The sequence below is a fragment of the Ruminococcus sp. 5_1_39BFAA genome, from assembly GCF_964240875.1.
Classification (GTDB): domain Bacteria; phylum Bacillota; class Clostridia; order Lachnospirales; family Lachnospiraceae; genus Blautia_A.
The window spans coordinates 18,412-42,671 of record NZ_CAXSVO010000013.1 but is presented as its reverse complement, the minus strand read 5'-3'; the positions used below and the strand labels follow the sequence as shown (position 1 = coordinate 42,671).

Sequence of the window (24,260 nt, the reverse complement as noted above, 5' to 3'; positions counted from 1 at the left end):
AAAAGAACTGCTGTGTTTACAGGAATAAAACAGTCACATACAATGTAGCGGAAATTTCTTCCGACAGCGATGTGACTGTTTTTATATATGCAAATATGTCAGGGCATTTGGGACATCTCTGGATTTTCGATGTCCGCCTGTTCCGGATCGAATATGGTATATCCGTTTCGGCCTCTGCGTTTTGTCTGATACAATGCCTTGTCTGCAGATACATATAATTCGTTGTAGCTGTGACCATGCTGCGGTGAGATCGCTATACCGACGCTGATCGTAATATTATGGCAGGGAATGTCCGGGAAGTTGTGCTGGCGGACATGCTGGCACAGTCTTTCAGCCCGGTTAGCGGCAAAATACTCGGAGGTATTGTTTTTCGCCAGAATGCAGAATTCATCTCCGCCGATCCGTCCTACAATATCTGTTTCCCGGAATTCCCGGCGAAGCAGCAGGCCAAGCTCCCTGAGAATAACGTCACCGATCATATGTCCGTGTATATCGTTGATCTCCTTAAATTTGTCAATATCCAGCATGATAAATGTCTGAAATCCAACACACTGTTCATTGGAGAGCCATTCATTGATCTGATCCTCTGTACTCTGTTTGTTCAGGACATTGGTAAGAGCATCTGTTTGTCCGAATACAAGAAGCTCCTGCTGTTTTTTGCTGTTTGAGCGAAAAATCGTCAGCAAAAGAAGCAGCATCGCGATGAAAATGGAAGCAAAAAGGATAAATTCGTAATCTGAAATAAACTGGTAGGATTCCTGTGCAGCGGAAACCGGTACGACATAGCAGAGAAACCAGTTACTCAGATTCAGGGGCTGATAAGCCAGATAGCAGGTTACCTTGTCCTGGGTCAGCTTCATAACTCCTTTGTGGTGTGCCGCAAAATTATCGCGGAATTGGTTTGAGGAAGCTGATCCGATGAGCTTCGTGTTTTCGTAAAAATCGAGAAAGTTATCATAAGTTATAATGGGGGAATTACTGTCGGAAGTATCCCGGGAGATAATCTCACCGCTGGAACTTACGATCCAGGTGTATCCGGAGCCGTCATAAATGTCACTGAAAAGTAAATGGCTGAGCGAGGAAACATCGCAGGAACCGCCGAGTACACCTACCACCTCGTTGTTTCGAAAGACCGGAACGGCCAGAATAATGCGGGAAGCTCCGTCTACCTTGCTGATAACGGGATCGCTTATGGCACGGTGGCCGGCCATCGCTTCCTGAAAATATTTCCTGTTTGCCACGGAACGTTGTTGTCCATTACTGTATGTACTTGTCCCATCAGGGCTGATGATAGCGAGGATTTCCAGACTGCTTTTATCCGTAAAGGATTTCAGCAACTGCAAATTATCTTCAGAAAGGATATTTTGGTCTTCTGAAAAATATCTGGCAATGCCTTCAAGATACTCAAAATGGAGTGTAATAATATTTTCAAAATGCACACTTTGCCGTTCAACATTATTTATGATAATTGCTTCGGTGTTCCGCTCAACATCCTCTTGTACAAAATAAAAGAAGATCAGAAAACTGAATAAAGTAAAGGCCAGGAAGATACACAGGGATTTTAAATGGGTTTTCATACCTTCCTGATATGTCGATGTTTTTTTATTCATTGTCAAAACCTCAGTTTGAAAAGTTTTGTTCCTGTATACTTGCGTACAGTGTATGTTTATATTGTACCAAACCGCTAGCGCGGCGGCTAGCCCTAAGTACGTGAAATAACCACTTTTTTCATAAAAAAGTAACAGTTTTTGAATATATATTGTATTGTTGAGATACCCCTATCAAAAGCAATCAACTATACCAAAAACTGCTATGCTTAGTTTATCATGGATTTTTGCTTTCAACAACTACATATCTGAAAATTTTTATCGTCCGCCACTTACCGTGGAGATGGAAGTACGGAGGCTTTTGTAAGGATTGGGAACGAGTCAGTTGTCAAAGATTATAATAATGAGACTAAAAGTGAAGCTGAAAAATCCTAAGATAACACAGTCGGAGATAAAAGAAAAACTAAATCTCTCCAGAAGTAAAGTCCAGAGAACAATGAAAAAATTAGTAAATGAGGGAGTTATTGAGAATATAGGTTCTCATAGAAGCGGAAACTGGAAAGTGAATAAGCATCTGTAATTCTTTGATAACCGTGTAAGGAGTATATGGGAAGAAGTTTTCGCTTATCGACTAACGCCCCTTTCTGTGTTATGATAATAAAAGTATTATCATAAACAAAAGAAAGGGGCATTTTCGATGGGAGAGACATCAGAAAATAAACCAAATATATACAAAAAGCATATTTGCATCGGCATCCTCGCCCATGTAGATGCAGGAAAGACCACTCTCTCAGAGGGACTTTTATATCTCAGCGGAAAGATCCGAAAGCTGGGGCGTGTGGACCATAAGGATGCTTATTTAGATACATCGCCGCTGGAAAGAGAACGGGGAATTACGATTTTTTCCAAGCAGGCTATCATAAACCTGGGAGATACGGAAGTGACACTTCTGGATACGCCGGGACATGTGGACTTTTCCGCGGAGATGGAGCGGACACTTCAGGTATTGGATTACGCTATTCTGGTGATAAACGGGGCGGACGGCGTGCAGGGCCATACCATGACACTGTGGCGTCTGCTTGCCAGATATGAGATCCCGGTATTTTTGTTTGTAAATAAAATGGACCAGGATGGAACAGACCATGATGCGCTTCTGGCTGATCTGAAAAAAAGGCTGCATGAAAACTGTGTGGACTTCGATGAGAACCAGGAAGCCGGGGAATTTATGGAAAACCTGGCAATGTGTGATGAGGAGCTTCTGGAAAAATATCTGGAGACAGGAGAGCTGTCGGACGAGGAAATCACAAAACTGATTGCGGAGCGAAAGGTTTTTCCCTGCTATTTTGGCTCTGCCCTTAAGATGACCGGATTGGAAGAATTTATGAAAGGCGTCTCAGCTTACACCTGTTCGAAAAAGTACCCCGGACAGTTCGGCGCAAAGGTTTACAAAATAGCCAGAGATGACCAGGGAAACCGCCTGACCTACATGAAGATCACCGGAGGCACCCTGAGAGTAAAGGACATGCTTACCAATAAGAAGCCTGGTAAAAATGGTGAGATCCAAATGGGACATCCGGATGAGTTCTGGGAGGAAAAGGCAGACCAGCTTCGGGTCTATTCCGGGGCGAAATTTGAGCTTGTTAAGGAAGCAGTGGCGGGAACAGTCTGCGCGGTGACAGGTCTTACCAAAACCTATCCGGGAGAAGGGCTCGGGATCGAAACAGAATCGGAGCTTCCTGTTTTGGAGCCGGTTCTGAACTACCAGATTCAGCTTCCTCCTGACTGTGACGTGCACCAGATGCTGAAAAAATTAAAGGAGCTGGAGGAGGAAGAACCGCAGCTTCATATCGTATGGGATGAACAGCTTGGGGAAATCCATGCCATGCTGATGGGCGAGGTGCAGATTGAGATTCTGAAGCGCCTGATCTGGGAGCGCTTTCATGTGGCTGTTGAGTTCGGTACAGGAAATATTGTGTATAAGGAAACCATAGAGGCGCCTGTAGAAGGCGTGGGCCATTTTGAACCGCTGCGCCACTATGCGGAGGTGCATCTTCTGCTGGAACCGGGGGAGCGGGGAAGCGGGATGCAGTTTTTCACTGCCTGCAGCGAGGATGTTCTGGACCGGAACTGGCAGCGGCTGATCCTCACTCACCTGGAGGAAAAAGAGCACCGAGGCGTGCTCACCGGGTCGGCTGTCACGGATCTGCAGATCACACTGCTGACAGGCAGGGCACATTTGAAGCATACGGAGGGCGGTGATTTCCGGCAGGCGACTTACCGGGCTGTGCGCCAGGGATTAAAAAAGGCGAAAAGCATCCTGTTGGAGCCGTATTATGAATTTCGCCTTGAGGTTCCGTCAGACACAGTGGGACGCGCCATGGCAGATATCCAAAAAATGCAGGGAACCTTTTTGCCGCCGGAAATGGATGGAGAAATGACGATCCTGAAAGGTAGTGCGGCTGTGGCAGCTATGAGGGACTACCAGAATCAGGTGATTTCTTATACAAGAGGCCGAGGAAGGATGTTCTGTTCTCTGAAAGGCTATGAGCCGTGCAAAAACCAGGAGGAGGCTGTGGCAGCTATAGGATATGATTCAGAGCGGGATATGGAAAACCCGACTGGCTCCGTTTTCTGCCAGCATGGGGCAGGATTTGTGGTGCCATGGTATCAGGTGGAGGAATACATGCACATGGAAAGCGGCATGGACATCTCCGATGATCCGGAAGACGGGGAAGCGGAGGAGAGCATGGCTGCTTATAGAGACAGCAGCCGCCAGAGCTCCGTTTACGGAGGAAGCTATGAGGATGATAAGGAGCTTCAGGCGATCTTTGAGAGAACCTTCGGACCTGTGAAAAAGGAGAGAACTTCTTCTTATAAAAAGGTGATTTCCGCAGCGCCGGAAACCTCCCGGTACGTGCCGAAAAAAAAGACAGGGGAAGAATATCTTCTGGTAGATGGATATAATATCATCTTTGCATGGGAGGATCTGCGGGAGTTAGCGGAGGCAGATGTGAGAGCTGCACAGACAAAGCTGATGGATGTTTTAAGCAACTATCAGGGATATAAAGGCTGTACGCTGATTCTTGTGTTTGATGCCTATAAGGTGGAGGGGCACCGGGAAGAGGTATTTAAATATCACAATATTTACGTTGTATACACCAGAGAAGCGGAGACAGCAGATCAGTATATTGAGAAAACCGTACATAAAATCGGGCGGCAACACCAGGTGACGGTGGCCACCTCTGACGGGCTGGAGCAGATCATCATCATGGGGCAGGGTGCGAATCGTATTTCTGCTCTGGGCCTTAGAGAGGAAATCGAAGGAGCAAAAGTCCAGATTCGCCAGGTTTGGCATGAACGCCGGCAAAGCAGCAGGAATTATCTGTTCGACCATATTTCAGAGGAAATGGCGGATTATATGGAGGATATCCGGCTTGGAAAAAAGAAAACGGAAGACTGAAAATTTTCTGCCTGTCAGACATCCGTCAGATTGCACAATATTGATCCTATACGTCATTGCATAGTTTTCACAAAATTTTTGTAAAACCAAACATTTATTTTGAAAAGTTGTGCGAAAAGTGTTAAAATAGTTATAAGAATTACAGGTTGACGACTCCTTGTCCGGCACGTGATATCCGGCAAGGAGTTTTATAGTTGCTTTTTTGAGAAAGGATGTGGACGGGATGTTTGAAACCGGCGATTATGTTGTATACGGTCATACGGGAATATGCAGGGTGTTGGGAACTACTACGATGGATATGGATGGAGTTCCAAAGGATAGGTTATATTATGTGCTTCGCCCGGACGGTGAAACAGAGGGAAAGATTTTTATTCCTGTAGAGAATTGTAAGGTACAGATTCGTAAAACCATGTCCATGGAAGAAGTGGAGGAGCTGTTGGAGTCCATCCCGGAAATTGAAACGTTGGATATTGAGAACGATAAAATGCGGGAGGAAAAGTACAAGGAGTGCCTGAAAAGCTGTGAATGTAAAGAAATGATCCGGATCATCAAGACCATTTATCTGCGCAAGAAGGACAGGATTTCTAAGGGCAAAAAGGTTACAGCTACAGATGAGCGATATTTGAAAATGGCTGAGGAAAGCGTGTATTCCGAGCTTTCGATGCTGTTGGGTATACCAAAAGGAAAAATGGAAGGCTATATTTCCTCCAGGATTCGGGGACGGAAGTAAAAGTACCAATCAGAAATCATGCGGATCATGCCGGCATACTGGGATTTGACAAAAGGGAAGGCTTCTGCTATGGTATTGTACAGTATGATTAAGGAGATGTTCTGACATGAGAGAGAAGCTTACCAGAAAAGATGTGGAAAAGATAGAGCAGGAAATTGAGCACCGCAAGCTGGTGGTACGCAAGGAAGCGATCGAGGCGGTGAAGGAGGCAAGGGCGCAGGGCGATTTAAGCGAAAATTTCGAATACTATGCTGCCAAACGCCACAAAAACCAGAACGAGAGCCGTATCCGCTACCTGGAAAACATGCTGAAAACTGCAACCATTGTGTCCGAGAATTCCAAAACCGATGAGGTGGGAATGGACGACATTGTGGAGGTGTATTTTGAGGAAGAGGATGAGGTGGAAAAATACAAGCTTGTGACCTCCATCCGCGGAAACTCCATGGAAAACCGGATCAGCATCGAATCCCCCATAGGCAAGGCGCTGAAGGGTCATAAGGTGGGTGACCGTGTGGAAGTAAAGGTAAATGACAATTACAGCTATTTTCTTGTCATCCGTTCTATTGATAAGACTGGTTCTGAAGATGAGGATATCAGAGGATTTTAGAAAAGAATCCCGCGCTTGCGGGATTCTTTTTTTACACAAATTTTACATTCCCAGCCGCAAATTTTTACATAGCTAAACTAAAATAAGCTCATAATAATGCAAAGGAGAAAATCTATGGACTTTTTTAGCATACTTACCCTGGTGGGCGGCTTAGCTATGTTTTTATATGGAATGCAGGTCATGGGCGATGGCCTGGCAAAAGTTTCCGGCGGAAAGCTGGAAAAAATCCTGGAAAATCTTACCTCAAATCCGGTAAAGGCCGTGCTGCTGGGCGCTGGTGTCACTGCGGTGATCCAGTCGTCCTCAGCGACCACGGTTATGGTTGTGGGTTTTGTAAATTCCGGTATTATGAAGCTTTCCCAGGCAGTTGGGGTTATCATGGGCGCGAATATCGGTACCACAATTACCTCCTGGATCCTGAGCCTTTCAGGAATCGAAAGCAGTAATTTTTTTATCCAGTTGTTAAAGCCAACGTCGTTTTCGCCGGTACTGGCTCTGGTGGGTGTAGTTTTTATCCTGTTTCTGAAAGATTCGAAAAAGAAGGATATCGGCTCCATTCTCATAGGATTTGCGGTTCTGATGTACGGAATGGATACCATGAGTGCTGCGGTAAAGCCGTTGGCTGATGTTCCGGAGTTTACAAATATCCTGCTTAAATTTACAAATCCGGTTCTGGGAGTCCTGGCCGGACTGATCCTTACGGCTGTGATCCAGTCGTCCTCCGCCTCTGTGGGAATTCTGCAGGCCTTATGTATGACAGGGGCTGTGCGGTACAGTGCGGCACTGCCTATCATCATGGGACAAAACATCGGAACCTGCGTCACTGCGCTTATCTCCGCGGTAGGAGCCAGCAAAAATGCAAAGCGTGCCGCTATGGTCCATCTGTACTTTAATATTATCGGAACCGTGGTTTTTATGGCAGCCTTTTACCTGATTAATGCAGCCATCAATCTGCCGTTTATGAATGTGGCGGCAAATCCCGCGGGAATCGCTGTAATCCACAGTATTTTTAACATTACGGCAACACTGGTTCTGCTTCCTTTTTCCAAGGGGCTTGTAAAGCTTGCCTGTCTGACCATCCGGGACTCCGCAGAGGATTCGGCGGTATCGGAGGAAGATCAGGAATTTATGATCCTGGATCCACGTTTCCTGGAAAAACCGGGATTTGCCATGGAACAGAGCAGAAACGCAGCCAGAAAAATGGCGGAGGAGTCTCACAATGCCCTGGATATGGCATTCCGGCTGCTGGATGATTACAGCGATGAGGTGGCTGTGCGTGTGGAAGCGATTGAGGCAAAGGTGGACCGCTACGAGGATGAGCTTGGAACATATCTCATCAAGCTGAATCGCAAAGATCTGTCTGAAACAGACAGCCACAGCCTTTCGATCATGCTGCACTGTATCGGTGATTTTGAGCGGATATCCGATCATGCCCTGAGTATTATGAAGTCTGCCAGAGAGATGAACCAGAAAAAGGCTGTTTTTTCCGAAAAAGCAGTGGAAGAGCTTCATGTGCTGGAACAGGCGGTGGAGGATATTGTGGAAACTGCTTATCTGGTTTTTTCCAAGCAGGATGTTGCGCTTGCGGAAACCATTGAACCTCTGGAGGAGGTCATTGATGAATTGAGTAAGGAATTGAAACGGCGCCATGTAAAGCGTCTCCGTGCAGGTACCTGTACAATTGAGATGGGCTTTATTCTTTCTGATATTACGACAAGCCTGGAGAGGATCGCTGACCATTGCTCCAATATTGGCGTCTGTGTAACCCAGGTTCGTGAGGACCTGTATGATACCCACAGCCATCTGGATGATCTGAAAAATACACCGGATGAGAGATTTTATCATGACCTGGAAGCGGTGCGTACAAGATACGTTCTGCCGTAGAATGGCATACTTCAGGGCTTGTGAAAAAGAAAAAAACACAGTATACTGAGAAAAATACGGCAGTGTGGGAGATGAGACGATAGCCATGATTTATTGTGTTGAGGATGATAGAAATATCAGGGAGCTTCTTGTATATACGCTTGCAACCACAGGCTTTGAGGCAAGGGGACTTGCTGATGGAAAAGAACTGTGGGAGGCGCTGAAAAAAGAATTGCCGGATATGATCCTTCTGGATATTATGCTGCCAGGAGAAGACGGATATGCCATACTGGAAAAGATCAAACATTCCGCCGACACCAGAAACATTCCTGTTATTATGGTCACAGCGAAGGATGCGGAATATGACAAAGTAAAAGGACTTGAGAGCGGTGCGGATGACTATATTACCAAGCCCTTTGGAATGATGGAATTTGTGGCAAGAGTAAAAGCCGTTCTGCGCCGCAGCAGCTGCCAGAAGGAAGACCGGGAGATACATTGGGATAAACTGACCGTATCCGTGGGCAGACATGAAGTATTCTGGGAGGATACGCCTGTTGAGCTGACACGGAAGGAGTTTGAGCTTCTTTTATATCTGCTGGAAAACAAGGGACTGGTAATGACAAGACATCAGATCTTATGTCAGGTCTGGGGCTATGATTTTGACGGGGAGACAAGAACCGTTGACGTACATGTGAGAAGCCTGCGCCAGAAGCTTGGAGAGGGCGGCAATTTAATTGAAACCGTCCGGGGAGTAGGCTACCGGATCGGAAAGCAGAGGGGATGATATGAGGCATAAGATTCTGAACCATACAAGCTTTATGGTTGTGCTGACAGTGCTTTTAACCTTTGTTGCGGCAAGTCTGGTAATGTATAACAAATTTAACACATACATGAAACAGGGTGTCCGGGATGAAACGGAATACGTTCGGATCGGAGTGGAGGAATTTGGGGAAGGCTACCTGACGGAAAAGGTGGGAGACGCCACGGCCAGCCGTATCACTCTGACGGATGGAGAGGGAAATGTACTTTTTGACAGCAGCGCAGATGCTGACACGCTTTCCAACCACAGTGACCGCCCGGAATTCATTCAGGCAGTGAGAGAGGGATACGGGGAAAAGGTGAGATTTTCCGAAACACTTTCCAAGCAGACCTTTTACTATGCGGTGAAGCTGGAAAACGGAGATGTTCTCCGTGTGGCAAAGACAACGGACAGTGTGTTTCTTACTCTGATGTCAAGCTTTACTCTTTTAGGACTTTTGATGATCGTCATTCTTTTGTTGGAATTTGTGCTGGGGCAGCGCCAGACAGAAAAGCTGATCCAGCCTATCAATGACCTGGACCTGGAGCATCCCCTTGACAATATCTGTTATGAGGAGCTGCGGCCTTTGCTGAAAAGAGTGGATCAGCAGAACAGGCAGATTGCGCAGCAGGTGAAAGAGCTGAAGGCAGCAGAGTCTGCCCGACGGGAATTTACCGCCAATGTTTCCCATGAATTAAAGACACCCCTTATGTCAATTTCCGGATATGCAGAGCTGATGATGAATGGGATGGTGAAGCAGGAGGATATTTCCGATTTTTCCGGACGGATCTATCACGAGGCAAACCGCCTTACAAATCTTGTAGCAGATATCATCCAGCTTTCACGTATGGATGAAAACAGCGTTGATATGCCGTTTGAAGCGGTGGATATCTATGAGCTTGCAGAGGATGTGGTGAACAACCTGAAAAGCCATGCGGAAAAGAAGAAGGTGTTCTTGACGCTGTCAGGAGAAAGTGTCGTTGTACAGGGAGTGCGTCAGATCCTTTACGAAATGATCTATAACATTGCCGATAATGCGGTCCGGTATACGGAAGCCGGGGGAATGGTGAAAGTATCTGTAGGGAAAAGAGGCGGAAAGTCTTTTTACCGTGTGGAGGATACGGGGATCGGTATCCCGAAGGCTGAGCAGAATCGGATTTTTGAGAGGTTTTACCGTGTGGATAAAAGTCATTCGCGCCAGACAGGAGGTACAGGACTGGGCTTGTCTATTGTGAAGCATGGCGTACAGCTCCACAAGGCGAGAATATTCGTGGACAGTGAACCCGGAAAGGGAACAAGAATGGAAATATGGTTTTGAAAATAAAGCGGCGGCTCCATCAGGAGCCGCCTTTTGCAATTTGGATCAAAGTTCGGATAAAGCTTCCTCGTCTGCAATGATGACCACGTTTGGATGGAACTGCAGGATAGAAGCAGGGCACTGCGGGGTTACAGGACCGTTAATGGCTGCAGCCAACGCTTTTGCCTTGTTTTTGCCGTTTGCTACCAGAAGGATCATTTTTGCGCTCATGATGTTGCCGATACCCATGGAGTAAGCCTGTCTGGGCACGTCTGCCTCGCTTGCGAAAAATCTCTTATTTGCCTGGATGGTCTCATTTGTCAGATCTACACAATGGGTAAGCTGCTCAAAATGATCATCCGGCTCATTGAATCCGATGTGGCCGTTAGGTCCGATTCCAAGAAGCTGCAGGTCCACGGTTCCCATTTCTTTCAGAAGTGCGTTGTAGGCGTCGCAGCACTTTGCATTGTCAAGGTTGGTTCCGTCCGGCACATGAGTATTTGCCATGTCAATGTTTACCTTTTCAAAGAGATGATGGTTCATGAAATAGCGGTAGCTCTGGTCATTGCTTCCATCCAGGCCAACATACTCATCCAGATTTACGGATTTCACTTGGGAGAAATCAAGATCTCCCTTCTCATACATGGAAACCAGATTCTCATAAGTTCCCACCGGTGAGGAACCGGTAGCCAGTCCAAGAAGACAGTCCGGTTTCAGAGTGATCTGTGCAGCAATAATGTTCGCTGCTTTGCGGCTTAATTCGGCATAGTCTTTTGTTTTGATAAGTTTCATAATTTCCTCTCCTTTATATGTGAATTTTTGGTTCTACGGTTTGAAAGTGGTTTAAGGTTGGCGCTCTGAAAGTGCTTTAATGGAGGAAGCATATTCTGACGGCGTCATACCGGCAATCTTTTTAAACTGCCGGGAAAAATAATGGATCGAAGAATATCCCAGAAATTCGGAAATCTGTGTAAAGTTCATCTGGTTTTCCCGGATGAGCTGTTTGGAAAATTCAATCTTCATCTGGGAAAAAAGCTCAATGACTCCGCACCTGCTCTGTTCCCGAAAAAGCTTCTGGAGCTGGGAACGTCCGATGAGATTATCATGGCAGATATCCTCGATGGTAAGCGTTTCCCGAATATGTTCTTCCAGATAAAAAAGGATTTTATTGTAGGAAGCAGAATTTGTTTTTAGGTCCACAAATTTGCTGTTTGGCATGGAAAGCTGAGGCATCATATTTCTGCGGATCATATAAATAAGAATCTGCTCCAGATAAAGCCGGATGAGCTGCTGAGAACCGAAAAGACAGTCCTGGCGTTTTTCAAGTTTTTCCAGATAAGGGTCATCCAGGGGAGAAGCAATGCACCGTCTTGCCTCTGCGATCATCATCCCCATCAGATTACGCTCTGTATCGGATATATTTACAATACGGTTTTCAAAAAACTTCATACAAGGAGAATTACACGCGAATGACACCACCACAATATTGGGAGCAGTCTTTCCCACAGCTTTCAGGTCGTGAAATTCATTTGGCTTATGGAAAATAGCCTGTCCGCGGTTTAGAATATGGGAGCCGTTGTCCGTGCAGACTTCTGCCATTCCCTTGTCCACACACTGAAATTCCCAGAAATCGTGTCTTTCTCCAGGAAAATGAAAATCGTTGCGGTATTCAAAATAATGGACCGTGTAAATCGTCTCAATGCAGACATCCGTATCCAGATGGATACTAACGTAGGACATAGAGAAAATCTCCTTTCCTTTTGCATTCTTAATGCCTGGCTTAAGTATATCCTAATTTGAAGAAAAATTCCATAAGTTTACACATGATATTTCTATTTGTGCAAAAGAAATGAAGGATTGTGTAAATATTATTTATATGAAAATGCTAAAATTAATTGTATGAATACATATTGTAAAAAAGTAACAAATAGGTATCCTGTCAGGGTATCTCTTTTGTCATATTGTGCAAAAACGAGAAAGGGATGATGTATTATGAGCAAACCGGTTTTGGTGGTAATGGCGGCAGGTATGGGAAGCCGTTACGGTGGATTGAAGCAGATCGATCCAGTTGACAAGGAAGGTGAAATCATCATTGATTTTTCCATCTATGATGCTGTGAAGGCAGGATTTGAAAAAATCGTGTTCATTATTAAAAAAGAAAACGAAGGAGATTTCCGTGCTGCCATCGGAGACAGAATGGGAGACAAGGTGGAAGTGGTCTACGTATTCCAGGATTTGCACAATCTGCCGGAAGGATATGAGGTTCCGGAGGGACGTGTGAAGCCCTGGGGAACAGGACACGCGATCATGAGCTGCATCGGTGAGATCGATGGGCCTTTCGCTGTTATTAATGCGGATGATTATTATGGAAGAAATGCTTTTAAAATGGCATATGATTTTCTGTCAAACACTGATGATGAGGACGGTGTTTACCAGTACATGATGGTCGGCTATAAATTGGAAAATACCCTGACCGACAATGGACATGTGGCAAGAGGTGTCTGTGTGACAGATGAGGAAGGCTATCTGAAGGATATCAATGAGCGTACCCATATTGAAAAGAAAAACGGCGGAGCTGCTTATACGGAGGATGACGGAGAAACATGGGTAGAGCTTCCGGTGGACAGCACAGTTTCCATGAATATGTGGGGATTCGGCGCCAGCATTCTTGGTGAGCTGAAGGACAGATTTTCCCCATTCCTGGATGAAAACCTGGCAAAAAATCCATTGAAATGCGAGTATTTCCTGCCTTTTGTGGTAGATGAACTGCTGAAGGAAGAGAAAGCCACGGTAAAGGTTCTCAAATCCATGGACAAATGGTACGGTGTGACCTATAAGGAAGATAAACCTGTAGTGGTGGCCGCAATTCAGAAAATGAAGGACGAAGGACTGTATCCGCAGAAGCTATGGGAGGAAAAATAATTGGATAACAAGGAAGTTATGGAGGTTATCAGCAAATTTGATTTTCATGGGATTTTTGAGGAGTGCATTCCCTTTGGGAGCGGTCATATCAATGACACGTTCCGCCTGACTTTCCGCACGGATGCTGGAGTGAAACATTATATTCTCCAGAGAATGAATAAAAATGTCTTTACAAAGCCTGAGGAGCTGATGGAGAATGTCAGCAATGTTACGAAATGGCTGAAAAAGAAAATTTTGGAATATGGCGGGGATGTGGAGCGGGAGACGCTGAATCTGGTGAATGATAAGGACGGCAATCCCTATTATAAAGACCGCAGCGGAGAATACTGGAGAGTCTATCTCTTTATCGAAAATGCAACCTGCTTTGATCTGGTGGAAAGCGATAACGATTTTTATCAGAGCGCAGTAGCATTTGGACATTTCCAGAGACTGCTGGCAGACTATCCTGCGGAAACATTGCATGAGACTATCGTCGATTTTCACAATACCGTTGACCGCTTCCAAAAATTCCAGGAGGCTGTCAAAGCTGATGTGTGCGGACGCAGGGACAAGGTGCAGGAGGAGATTCAGTTTGTGCTGGACAGAGAAGGACTTGCCCATACTCTGTGTGATCTCCAGGCTGAAGGGAAGATTCCTCTGCGTGTTACCCACAATGATACAAAATTAAATAATATTATGATTGATGATCATACAGGTAAGGCTATTTGTGTGATCGATCTGGATACGGTTATGCCGGGCCTTTCCGTAAATGATTTCGGAGATTCTATCCGTTTTGGCGCAAGCACTGCCCAGGAGGATGAGCAGGACCTTTCCAAGGTTTCCTTAGACCTGCATCTTTACGAGACATATGTAAAGGGATTTATTGAGGGCTGCGGAGGCGCGCTTACAGACATAGAGCTGGAGATGCTGCCCATGGGCGCGATCCTCATGACCTTTGAGTGCGGAATTCGTTTCCTTACGGATTATCTGGAGGGCGATCACTATTTTAAGATCCACAGAGAAGATCATAATTTGGACCGGACACGTACACAGTTTAAACTGGTAAAGGAAATGGAAGAAAAACTTCCCCAGATGAAGGCTATTGTAGAAAAATACAAATAGTGATATGATGTGAGTGGTAATATCGATTGAGTATGTATATGATGTATAGGAGGAAGAAATTATGGCTATTTTAGTTACAGGCGGAGCTGGCTACATTGGAAGCCATACCGTAGTAGAGCTTCAGAATGCGGGATATGATGTTGTAGTTCTGGACAACTTAAGCAACGCCAGTGAAAAATCTCTGGACAGAGTATCTGCGATCACAGGCAAGCCGGTTAAATTTTATAAGGCTGACATTCTGGACAGAGAAGCCCTGAATGAGATCTTTGATAAAGAAGAAATTGATTCCTGTATCCATTTTGCCGGCTTAAAGGCAGTGGGAGAGTCCGTTGCAAAGCCATGGGAATACTATGAGAACAATATCGCAGGAACCCTGACACTTGTGGACGTTATGAGACAGCACGGTGTGAAGAATATTATCTTCTCCTCCTCTGCGACTGTATATGGTGATCCGGCACAGATCCCCATTACGGAGGAATGCCCGAAGGGACAGTGCACCAATCCGTATGGCTGGACCAAATCTATGCTGGAGCAGATCCTTTCCGACATCCAGAAGGCTGATCCGGAATGGAATGTAGTGCTGCTGCGTTACTTTAACCCCATCGGTGCCCATAAGAGCGGAACAATTGGAGAAAATCCAAATGGTATCCCGAACAATCTGATGCCGTACATCACCCAGGTCGCTGTAGGCAAGCTGAAAGAGCTGGGCGTATTCGGCAATGACTATGACACTCCGGACGGAACCGGTGTGAGAGATTATATCCATGTAGTAGACCTGGCAAAAGGACATGTAAAGGCACTTAAGAAAATTGAGGATAAGTCTGGTTTGAGCATTTACAACCTGGGAACAGGCAAAGGCTACAGTGTACTGGATATTGTTAAGAATTTCGAGGCCGCTACAGGCGTTAAGATTCCATATGTGATCAAGCCGCGCCGTCCAGGTGATATTGCAACCTGCTATTCTGATGCTGCAAAGGCTGAGAAAGAGCTTGGCTGGAAGGCTGAGAACGGAATCAAGGAAATGTGCGCAGATTCCTGGAGATGGCAGTCCAATAATCCGAATGGGTATGAGGATTGATTTATAATTGAAAAAGTCGCTTATCTTTTCCATAAGCGAAAGTTAAGAGGAGACGCTTTGTTTAAAAGCATCTCCTCTCAGTATTTTTGCGGATTTGAATCCATGCCCACTTTTTACTACCATTTATGGTACTAGTAGTACAGCTTATCCATATAACTTTTCTTTTGCTGCAGATTGCTGTGTACATAAATGTCCATTGTGATTTTAGCGGACGAATGTCCAAGAATTTCAGATAGAGCCTTGCTGTCAAAGCCAATCTCTGTACAGCGGGTTGCGAAAGCATGGCGCAGAGCATGTATATTGATTTTCGGAATATCGCATTGTTCCAAAAGAGTCTGAAACCGCCTTTGTATACATCGTGGCTCCATACATTTTGTGGTGCCGGTAAGCAGAAAATCTGCTGGGTGCGATTTCTGGCTTTCCAACCTTTCCAATAGGACCTCGGGAATAGGAATGCTTCTTATAGAAGATTGGGATTTTGGTGTACTGATCAGAAGGCGTGTCTTAGAAACCTCCTTTCCTTCCATGTACTCGAGATTCTTGACTCTCGAAATAGTACGCCGGATACTCATGATCTGTTTTTCAAAATCAAAATCTCCCCACTTTAGTCCGCTTAACTCTCCCACACGTATTCCCGTATATATACAAAGGAGAATTCCGCTGGAAAAAGGCGAGGAATCACAGGAAAGGGTGTCAATCAGTTTGTGGACATGAGCTTCTGATATGACTCGGAATCCCTGACTGGTAACTTTAGGATAGGTAAATTGAATGCTGCGCAGAGAGAGGTATCCCTTATTTTCCCCGTATTTTAGAATACTTTGAAGAAGAATGAGCAGGCTTTTTACTGTACGATTAGATAGTCCTGATTCCGTCTTGGAAATGGTAAAGCGCATGATCACATTCGTGTTAATCTGGGCTAATTTGCATTCCGAGAACCATGGTATGATATGTTTTTCAATAAGCGTATCATAACAGGCAAAGCTGCTCTCTTTTATGGTGTACCGTACCGCCATCTTCCATTCCGTGCAGAGGCTGTCCATTGTCATTCCAGGTGATATGGGTTCCGGAAGCTGCGCTTGCTGTAGTGCAAGTATTTTTTTCTTTTTCACCTCATCATATGTACGAGCGTAAACATATCCGTAGTGAATGCGCCCATTTTCCAGACGCCCTTTTTCATATCGTGCCTCCCAACGTCCATCGCTTCGCTTTCTAATATTTTCTCCTCTTTTTGCCATAATCTTTACACCTCTTTTTTAATTTATTATAATGAACGACCACATTTCTGACCACCAATAGTACGGAAAACGTAACGAATGACAATTTTAGCTTGCATAACTACAAGGTTTCGACTATAATAAGCCCATAGAGTTCTTCCGCAGAGGAGGACCATATGACAAAACGAAGAAAATTAAAAGAACTGACTATCAAGGACAATTTCATGTTTGGCGCCGTAATGATAGATGAGGCGCTTTGCAAAGAATTTCTGGAACTTGTGCTGGGATTTCCAATCGAAAAAGTGACGGTGGATAAGGAAAAGAGTATAATCTATCATCCCGAATACAAAGGGATCCGATTGGATATTACAGCGGCAGATGAAAAGCACACCCACTATAATATCGAGATGCAGGTAAAGAAAAAAAAGAATCTTGGAAAGAGAAGTCGGTATTATCACAGCCAGATTGATATGGAGCTTCTTCGTACTGGAAAAGATTATGGAGAACTGCCGGATTCGTATGTGATTTTTATCTGTGATTTCGACCCTTTTGGAAGAAAGAAGTATCGGTATACATACGAAACGATGTGTAAGGAAGATAAAGAAGCTTACCTGGATGAGGGAAGACATACGATATTTTTAAGTACCCAGGGAGAAAACGAAGAGGAAGTTCCGGAGGAACTGGTGAAGTTTCTGAGATATGTCAGATCAGGGTTGGATGGCAATACGGCTGATTTCGAAGATGATTTTGTGAAACGCCTTCAGGGGGCGGTAAGAAAAGTGAAGGAAAGCCGTGACATGGAGGAGCGTTATATGCTATTTGAAGAATTGATCAAAGAGGAGAGGGAAGAGGCAAAAGCAGAAGGAAAAGCAGAAGGAAAAGCAGAAGCCATTCTGGTGCTTTTATCAGAGCTTGGAGAAATTCCGGGGCAGATCCGGAAAAAAATCCTTGAGGAAAAGGATGTGTCTATTCTGGATGATTATTTGAAAAAAGCAGCCTGTGCGAAAGCCGTGGAAGAGTTTGAGCGGCTGATGGAGCAGGAATGAACTTTTTGTGATCCAACCATCTTAGTACCGGGTAGGGTTCTGCCTGTGTATCTTTTGGCATCACTAAGGTGCCAGTCTGTAAGAAAATAAGTATCTAAAAAATCCATGAAGAAAAAGCGGAGGAATTCTATGAATTCCAAAGATAAAAAATTTAGAATACAAAAGATAATCAATACTGACAGTTGAAATTTTATAAGAAACAATGTAAAGTAATGCTTAGATAAAGAGTTAGTGTATAAAATGACACTGATTAAATATGCGAAAGCATATAAAAAGGAAGAAGTCAAACGAGTGGCTTCTTCCTTTTCTTAATCGTTATTTTCCTATATATAATTCTCAGGCATTTTCCAAAGCCTGTGCCAGATCCGCGATGATATCATCTGCATTTTCGATTCCCACAGATAAACGAATCATTCCGGGAGAAACACCTGCCTCCAGAAGCTGTTCATCATTCATTTGGCGATGGGTGTGGCTTGCGGGATGCAGCACCATGGTAATGGAGGCTGCTACGTGAGTAGCGATCACAGCAAGCTTTAGGCTGTCCATAAAACGGACTGCGGCTTCGCGACCGCCGTTTAATTCAAAGGAAATCACGCCGCAGGTACCATTGGGCAGATACTTTTGTGCCAGAGAGTAATACTTGTCACCTTGCAGCCCTGCAAAATTGACGGAAGTAACTTTTTCATGCGAATTTAAAAATTCTGCCACCTTCTGGGCATTGTGACAATGGCGTTCCACACGGAGCGGAAGGGTTTCCAGGCCGAGATTTAAAAGGAAACAGTTCATCGGAGAAGGAATGGAGCCCAGATCGCGCATAAGCTGTGTGGTTGCTTTGGTAATGTAGGCTTTTTTTCCAAACTGTTTTGTATAGATTACGCCATGATAGGATTCATCAGGCTCCGTAAGACCATGGTATTTGTGACCGTAAGCATCCCAGTCAAAATTACCGCTGTCCACGATAGCACCGCCTACCTGTACGGCATGACCGTCCATGTATTTGGTGGTGGAATGGGTTACAATATCAGCGCCCCATTCAAAAGGACGACAGTTGATTGGCGTGGCAAAGGTATTATCCACGATCAGCGGAACACCGTGGGCATGGGCCACGGAAGCGAATTTTTCGATATCCAGAACAACCAGAGCCGGATTTGCAATGGTTTCTGCAAAAAGAACCTTGGTGTTGGGCTGGAAGGCGGCTGTGATTTCCTCAGCGCTGGCATCTGTATCCACAAAGGTGCAGTCGATGCCCAGTTTCTTCAGAGTAACGGAAAGAAGGTTAAAGGTTCCTCCATAAATTGTGGAAGCAGCAACCACATGATCACCTGCCTCGCAGATGTTAAATACAGCATAAAAGTTTGCAGCCTGTCCGGAAGAGGTGAGAACGGCAGCGACACCGCCTTCTAAATCTGCAATTTTGGCAGCAACAGCATCATTGGTAGGATTTTGGAGACGGGTATAGAAATATCCTTCTGCTTTTAAGTCAAAGAGAGCTCCCATTTCGTCAGTCGTATCATATTTAAATGTGGTACTCTGATAAATTGGAAGCGCACAGGGCTCACCCTTTGAGGGGGTGTAACCGGAATGAAGACATTTGGTTTCTGGTTTAAATTCGCTCATGGCTTTAGGTCCTTTCTTATAAAAATACCCAGGCATTCATTGACCGGCCTGGGGGAAATAGTATATCATTATAAATAATGCTTGGAGCATTCTGATATAATGCCTAGAGCCGGAATCGAACCAGCGACACGAGGATTTTCAGTCCTCTGCTCTACCAACTGAGCTATCTGGGCATAAATGACAAAATCTGTCACCTCAAAAATACTATCATATTTTCCGTTCTTTTGCAATAAAAAATCAAATAATTTCAGCTTGATTTTTACCTGATTTTTACTATATGCTTCTGCAATATTTTTGTGCTGCGGACAAATGTCTTTTGTGCGTTGACAGGTATAAGGAAATAGGTTATAATCAAAAAAGTCAGTCACGCATTTGCGTAATGATCAAAACTTTAGACAAACAAGGGAGGGTACGTAATGTATTCATTTGAAGAGATAGAAAAGGTTGATAAGGAGATTGCGGATCTGATCAAGGCCGAAGTGGCCCGTCAGAATTCGCACATTGAGCTGATCGCATCAGAAAACTGGGTGAGCAAGGCTGTAATGGCAGCCATGGGAAGCCCTCTTACGAATAAATATGCAGAGGGTTATCCGGGAAAAAGATTCTACGGCGGCTGCGTCTGCGTGGATGAGGTAGAAACCATTGCCATTGAGCGGGCAAAGAAGCTTTTCGGATGTGAATATGCCAATGTTCAGCCTCATTCCGGGGCACAGGCAAACATGGCAGTATTTTTTGCAATGCTGAAGCCTGGAGATACAGTGCTTGGAATGAACCTGAACCATGGCGGGCATCTCACACATGGAAGCCCCGCAAACCTGTCCGGCAGCTATTTCAATGCTGTTTCCTACGGAGTAAATGATGACGGTGTGATTGACTATGAGGAAGTTCTCCGCATCGCAAAAGAATGCAGACCAAAGCTTATCGTGGCAGGTGCCAGCGCATATGCCCGCACTATTGACTTCAAAAAATTCCGCGAAATCGCAGATGAGGTTGGCGCGTATTTGATGGTTGATATGGCTCACATCGCAGGTCTGGTGGCAACCGGACAGCATCCAAGTCCTATTCCCTATGCAGATGTAACGACGACCACCACTCACAAAACCCTTCGCGGACCGCGCGGCGGCCTGATTTTAAGCAGTGCAGAAACGGCAAAGAAATTTAACTTTAATAAAGCTGTTTTCCCGGGAATCCAGGGCGGCCCGTTGATGCATGTGATCGCATCCAAGGCAGTCTGCTTCAAAGAAGCGCTGGAGCCGGAATTCCAGGAATACGGACGCCTTATTGTTGAAAATGCAAAGGCGTTGTGCAATGGTCTGATGAGCAGGGGCGTAGATATTGTTTCCGGCGGAACTGACAATCACCTTATGCTGGTGGATCTGAGAAGCCTGAACATTACGGGAAAAGAGATGGAAAACCTTCTGGATGAGGTAAATATCACCTGTAATAAAAATGCCATTCCAAATGATCCGCAGTCACCGTTTGTAACAAGCGGCGTGCGTCTGGGAACTCCGGCGGTTACCTCCAGAGGTATGAAACCGGAAGATATGGATGTCATTGCCGAGGCAATCGCCATGACCTTAAAGAGCCGTGATAATCAGGAGCAGGCCAGGGCTCTTGTAAAAGGATTAACAGACAAATATCCTCTTTTAGGATAAGGATATACCCCAAAATAAAAGTTAAATGTGGAGGACCCAGCCTAACTTGTTTCGGCTGGGTCTTGTCATGCTCAAAACAAAGTGTTAAGATGAAATGTAAAAATAGCTGAGATAAAAAGATCTGAGAAAGCAGGTGAGAGCTTGGAAAAAATAATCATTGTAGGAGCCGGACCGGCCGGGATTTCGGCGGCTCTTTACGCTGCCAGGGCAAATATGGATCCGCTGGTAATTAACAATGGCGTGGGAGCACTGGAAAAGGCTGAGAAAATTGAAAACTACTATGGCCTCCCACATCCAATGTCAGGAAAGGAACTGTATGAAACGGGGCTTGCCCAGGCACGGGCACTCGGCGTGCGCATAATGGATGCCCAGGTGCTTGGAATGGGCGGTTTTGATACATTTGAGATAAAAACAACAGAAGGAACTCTTGAGGCGCAGTGTGTGATCCTGGCAACAGGCAGCAAGCGGAAGTCCCCGAAAATTCCGGGCATAAAGGAATTTGAGGGAAAGGGTGTGAGCTATTGTGCGGTATGTGACGCCTTTTTCTATCGCGGAAAGGAAGTGGCAGTTCTGGGAAACAGTGATTTTGCGCTTCATGAGGCCAGTGAGCTGTCCAACACCGCAGGCGCAGTAACCATATACACAAATGGAAAGGAACCGGAGTTTTCTAAAGAATCCCCCTATCCTGTCAACACAATGAAGATTCAGGCCATTGAAGGAGAAGAAAAGGTTGCCGGAATCCGCCTGGAAGCAGATGTGACCGCGCAGGAAGAAGGAAATGAGACAACCTCGTTTATGCCTGCAGACGGAGTGTTTGTGGCTCTGGGAACTGCCGGGAGCGCAGAGATGGCCAGACAGATGGGAGCGGAGTTGACTGAAAAAGGGCACATTAAGGTGGATGAATCCATGGAGAGCACCATACCGGGGCTTTTTGCAGCAGGCGACTGTACAGGCGGACTTTTGCAGGTGGCAAAGGCTGTCCACGACGGCGCGCAGGCGGGAATCAGTGCGATCCAGTATGTGCGGAAGCTGAATGGAGCTTCCTGAATCATGACCTTATGTATATAAATAGGAAATGATGCAAAAGATAACACTATAGTACAAATCGTTACACACTATGAAATGAAAAGGAGACAAACTTATGGCAAAAGTAATTACATCACAGAATTTTGAAGCAGAAGTATTAAAGTCCGATAAGCCGGTACTGGTAGATTTCTGGGCTACCTGGTGCGGACCATGCAGACGCCAGGCTCCGGTTATTGACGAGCTGGCAGAGGAAGGATATGCAGTAGGTAAGGTGGATGTAGACCAGGAGCCGGATCTGGCACAGCAGTATCAGGTTATGAGCATTCCGACTCTTCTGGTTTTCAAGGGAGGCAAGGAAGTAAACCGTATGGTAGGTCTGACACCGAAGAATACGTTAAAAGAACTTTTGGCTGAATGATCAAAGTGAATTATGAAGATATTGTTAGCGGCATGTAATGCCAAGTATATTCATTCCAATCTTGCGGTATACAGCCTGAGAGCCTATGCAGGGGAATATGCCCCAAATATTGTTCTGAAGGAATATACCATTAACCAGCAGAAGGACGATATCATGAAGGATATATATCTGGAAAAACCGGATGTGATATGCGTTTCCTGCTATATCTGGAACATTACGTTTGTTAAGGAACTGATGCAGGATTTGAGAAAAATCCTGCCGGGTGTTCCTATTTGGGCAGGGGGACCGGAGGTTTCCTTCGATGCGGAGGAGTTCCTCCGGGAAAATCCTGCCTTTACCGGCGTGATTGTGGGCGAAGGGGAGGAAACCTTCCTGGAGCTTGTGAAGTATTATGCAGACAAAGGACAGGCTGTAACGGAGTCAAAGAGTCCGTGCCACGATGCGGACGTATTTGAGAACATTCGCGGTCTTGCCTGGCGGAACGGTGGAGAAATCCGTCATAACGGCTGGCGGGAGGTGCTGGATTTGAGTTCGGTACCATTTGTCTACCAGGATCTGCAGGAGTTTAAAAACAGGATCATTTACTATGAGAGCAGCAGAGGATGCCCGTTTTCCTGTAGCTACTGCCTGTCTTCAGTTGATAAAAAGCTGCGGTTCCGGGATCTGGAGCTGGTAAAAAGGGAACTGCAGTTTTTCCTGGACAACAGGGTGCCACAGGTGAAATTTGTTGACAGAACCTTTAACTGCAGACATGACCACGCTATGGAAATCTGGAAATACATCGCGGAACATGACAATGGAGTTACCAATTTCCATTTTGAGATTTCCGCGGATCTTCTCCGGGAGGAGGAGCTTGCGCTGATGCAGACTATGCGTCCCGGCCTGATCCAGTTGGAGATTGGCGTACAGTCCACAAATCCGGACACGATCAGGGAAATCCGAAGGACCATGAATTTTGAACGGCTGAAAGAAATCGTGAACAGAATTCACAGCTTTGGCAATATCCATCAGCATCTGGATCTGATCGCCGGGCTTCCCTATGAGGATTACAACAGTTTCCGGAAATCCTTTGATGATGTTTACGCTCTGCGGCCGCAGCAGCTTCAACTGGGCTTTTTAAAGGTACTGAAAGGATCCTATATGAAAGAGATGGCCCCGGAATATGGAATCATACATAAGGAACAGGAACCATATGAGGTGCTGAGTACCCGATGGCTTTCCTACGAGGATGTCCTGAAGCTGAAAATGGTGGAAGACATGGTGGAGGTATATTATAACAGCGGGCAGTTTGAAAATACGTTGAAGTTGATGGAGCCGCTATTTGAGGATGCTTACGGAATGTATGAGGCATTGGGTCGATTTTACGAGAAAAGAGGTTATGATGTGATATCACATTCCAGAATGAGGCGGTATGAGATTCTTCTGGAATTTGTAAAGGAAAGTAAGCTTTGTGCGGAAGAGAATAAAGCCGAAAAATCCACCGGGGATTTCTGGGAAAAAGCAGCAGATTGTATGATTTACGACCTCTATCTGCGGGAAAACCTAAAGAGCCGCCCCGCGTTCGGGTTGGATCAAAAGCCTTGGGAAAAAGCTGTCTGGGAATACAGAAGGCGTGAAGGCGTCCCGAAAAACGCACGCATTGAAGTTTTCAGGGATGGGCGGGTTCTGCTTTTTGATTATGAAAACAGAGATCCTTTGACAAATAACGCAGCAGTAAAAGAAATATCGTTAAGATTGTTATATAAAATGTGAAAAGGAGAGAATAAGCTATGAATATGTTTGATCCGAGAAAAAGAAAACTGGTAACTGCTATTATTGCCATAATCCTTGTATTGGCAATGGTGGTGCCCACAGTTTTATCCTTGCTCCTGTAAAGGGGA

20 protein-coding genes and 1 tRNA gene are annotated in these 24,260 nt (G+C 45.3%); 15 read left to right on the top strand and 6 right to left on the bottom strand.

Features of this window, described 5'->3' with window-relative positions:
- Positions 1 to 98 precede the first annotated feature (98 nt).
- Positions 99 to 1,610 carry a diguanylate cyclase gene (locus ACESZH_RS14175; protein WP_373217247.1) on the bottom strand — a complete coding sequence of 504 codons (1,512 nt, stop codon included), beginning with the start codon at positions 1,608 to 1,610 and terminating at the stop codon, positions 99 to 101.
- Positions 1,611 to 1,950: 340 nt separating this feature from the next.
- On the opposite strand from ACESZH_RS14175, the gene ACESZH_RS14170 reads away from it, so the two are divergent.
- From ACESZH_RS14170 to ACESZH_RS14140, 7 genes are all read left to right on the top strand, one after another.
- Positions 1,951 to 2,127, top strand: a complete 177-nt coding sequence (locus ACESZH_RS14170) for a winged helix-turn-helix transcriptional regulator (protein ID WP_373217341.1) — start codon at positions 1,951 to 1,953, stop codon at positions 2,125 to 2,127.
- 117 nt (positions 2,128 to 2,244) lie between these two features.
- The gene (locus ACESZH_RS14165; protein WP_373217245.1) at positions 2,245 to 5,007 is read left to right on the top strand and encodes an NYN domain-containing protein; all 2,763 of its coding nucleotides are present in this window, start codon (positions 2,245 to 2,247) and stop codon (positions 5,005 to 5,007) included.
- Positions 5,008 to 5,230: 223 nt separating this feature from the next.
- Positions 5,231 to 5,737 (top strand): CarD family transcriptional regulator, encoded by a 507-nt coding sequence (locus tag ACESZH_RS14160; RefSeq protein ID WP_373217243.1) that lies wholly within the window; start codon positions 5,231 to 5,233, stop codon positions 5,735 to 5,737.
- 106 nt (positions 5,738 to 5,843) lie between these two features.
- Positions 5,844 to 6,344, top strand: coding sequence for a transcription elongation factor GreA (gene greA / locus ACESZH_RS14155; protein ID WP_373217242.1), 501 nt, complete (start codon positions 5,844 to 5,846; stop codon positions 6,342 to 6,344).
- A gap of 114 nt (positions 6,345 to 6,458) precedes the next feature.
- Entirely contained in the window at positions 6,459 to 8,228 is a 1,770-nt protein-coding gene (locus ACESZH_RS14150) for a Na/Pi cotransporter family protein (RefSeq protein WP_373217240.1), read from the top strand.
- An 85-nt stretch (positions 8,229 to 8,313) separates the two neighbouring features.
- A complete protein-coding gene (locus tag ACESZH_RS14145) occupies positions 8,314 to 8,991 on the top strand; it encodes a response regulator transcription factor (RefSeq protein ID WP_373217238.1) in 678 nt (225 codons plus the stop codon).
- Between the two features lies 1 nt (position 8,992).
- Positions 8,993 to 10,324, top strand: coding sequence for an ATP-binding protein (locus ACESZH_RS14140; protein ID WP_373217236.1), 1,332 nt, complete (start codon positions 8,993 to 8,995; stop codon positions 10,322 to 10,324).
- 45 nt (positions 10,325 to 10,369) lie between these two features.
- Here ACESZH_RS14140 and nagB read toward each other — a convergent pair whose 3' ends face one another.
- Entirely contained in the window at positions 10,370 to 11,095 is a 726-nt protein-coding gene (nagB, locus tag ACESZH_RS14135) for a glucosamine-6-phosphate deaminase (RefSeq protein ID WP_373217234.1), read from the bottom strand.
- Positions 11,096 to 11,146: 51 nt separating this feature from the next.
- Complete coding sequence (locus tag ACESZH_RS14130; protein WP_373217232.1) at positions 11,147 to 12,043, bottom strand: helix-turn-helix domain-containing protein; 897 nt, start codon at positions 12,041 to 12,043, stop codon at positions 11,147 to 11,149.
- 252 nt (positions 12,044 to 12,295) lie between these two features.
- Between ACESZH_RS14130 and ACESZH_RS14125 the strand changes: the two genes are divergently transcribed.
- The 3 genes from ACESZH_RS14125 (at position 12,296) to galE (ending at position 15,404) form a co-directional block, all read left to right on the top strand.
- Positions 12,296 to 13,225, top strand: coding sequence for a sugar phosphate nucleotidyltransferase (locus tag ACESZH_RS14125; RefSeq protein ID WP_373217230.1), 930 nt, complete (start codon positions 12,296 to 12,298; stop codon positions 13,223 to 13,225).
- 18 nt (positions 13,226 to 13,243) lie between these two features.
- Positions 13,244 to 14,326 (top strand): phosphotransferase enzyme family protein, encoded by a 1,083-nt coding sequence (locus ACESZH_RS14120; protein WP_373217340.1) that lies wholly within the window; start codon positions 13,244 to 13,246, stop codon positions 14,324 to 14,326.
- A 61-nt stretch (positions 14,327 to 14,387) separates the two neighbouring features.
- Entirely contained in the window at positions 14,388 to 15,404 is a 1,017-nt protein-coding gene (gene galE / locus ACESZH_RS14115; protein ID WP_373217228.1) for a UDP-glucose 4-epimerase GalE, read from the top strand.
- 131 nt (positions 15,405 to 15,535) lie between these two features.
- Here the strand turns inward: galE and ACESZH_RS14110 are convergent, their stop codons facing one another.
- A complete protein-coding gene (locus ACESZH_RS14110) occupies positions 15,536 to 16,639 on the bottom strand; it encodes a site-specific integrase (RefSeq protein WP_373217226.1) in 1,104 nt (367 codons plus the stop codon).
- A gap of 155 nt (positions 16,640 to 16,794) precedes the next feature.
- Here ACESZH_RS14110 and ACESZH_RS14105 point away from each other — a divergent pair, with 155 nt between their 5' ends.
- Positions 16,795 to 17,664, top strand: a complete 870-nt coding sequence (locus tag ACESZH_RS14105; RefSeq protein WP_373217224.1) for an Rpn family recombination-promoting nuclease/putative transposase — start codon at positions 16,795 to 16,797, stop codon at positions 17,662 to 17,664.
- Between the two features lie 336 nt (positions 17,665 to 18,000).
- On the opposite strand, the gene ACESZH_RS14100 is transcribed toward ACESZH_RS14105, so the two are convergent.
- Together ACESZH_RS14100 and ACESZH_RS14095 are read right to left on the bottom strand one after the other, a co-directional pair.
- Positions 18,001 to 19,281, bottom strand: coding sequence for an O-acetylhomoserine aminocarboxypropyltransferase/cysteine synthase family protein (locus ACESZH_RS14100; protein WP_373217222.1), 1,281 nt, complete (start codon positions 19,279 to 19,281; stop codon positions 18,001 to 18,003).
- 100 nt (positions 19,282 to 19,381) lie between these two features.
- A tRNA-Phe gene (locus tag ACESZH_RS14095) sits at positions 19,382 to 19,454 on the bottom strand.
- A gap of 243 nt (positions 19,455 to 19,697) precedes the next feature.
- Here ACESZH_RS14095 and glyA point away from each other — a divergent pair.
- The 4 genes from glyA (at position 19,698) to ACESZH_RS14075 (ending at position 24,132) form a co-directional block, all read left to right on the top strand.
- The gene (gene glyA / locus ACESZH_RS14090) at positions 19,698 to 20,936 is read left to right on the top strand and encodes a serine hydroxymethyltransferase (RefSeq protein ID WP_373217220.1); all 1,239 of its coding nucleotides are present in this window, start codon (positions 19,698 to 19,700) and stop codon (positions 20,934 to 20,936) included.
- A gap of 141 nt (positions 20,937 to 21,077) precedes the next feature.
- Positions 21,078 to 21,983, top strand: a complete 906-nt coding sequence (locus ACESZH_RS14085; RefSeq protein ID WP_373217218.1) for an NAD(P)/FAD-dependent oxidoreductase — start codon at positions 21,078 to 21,080, stop codon at positions 21,981 to 21,983.
- Between the two features lie 94 nt (positions 21,984 to 22,077).
- The gene (trxA, locus tag ACESZH_RS14080; protein ID WP_373217216.1) at positions 22,078 to 22,380 is read left to right on the top strand and encodes a thioredoxin; all 303 of its coding nucleotides are present in this window, start codon (positions 22,078 to 22,080) and stop codon (positions 22,378 to 22,380) included.
- A gap of 12 nt (positions 22,381 to 22,392) precedes the next feature.
- Positions 22,393 to 24,132: a B12-binding domain-containing radical SAM protein gene (locus tag ACESZH_RS14075; protein WP_373217214.1), complete on the top strand. Its 1,740-nt coding sequence runs from the start codon at positions 22,393 to 22,395 to the stop codon at positions 24,130 to 24,132.
- Positions 24,133 to 24,260: the final 128 nt, after the last annotated feature.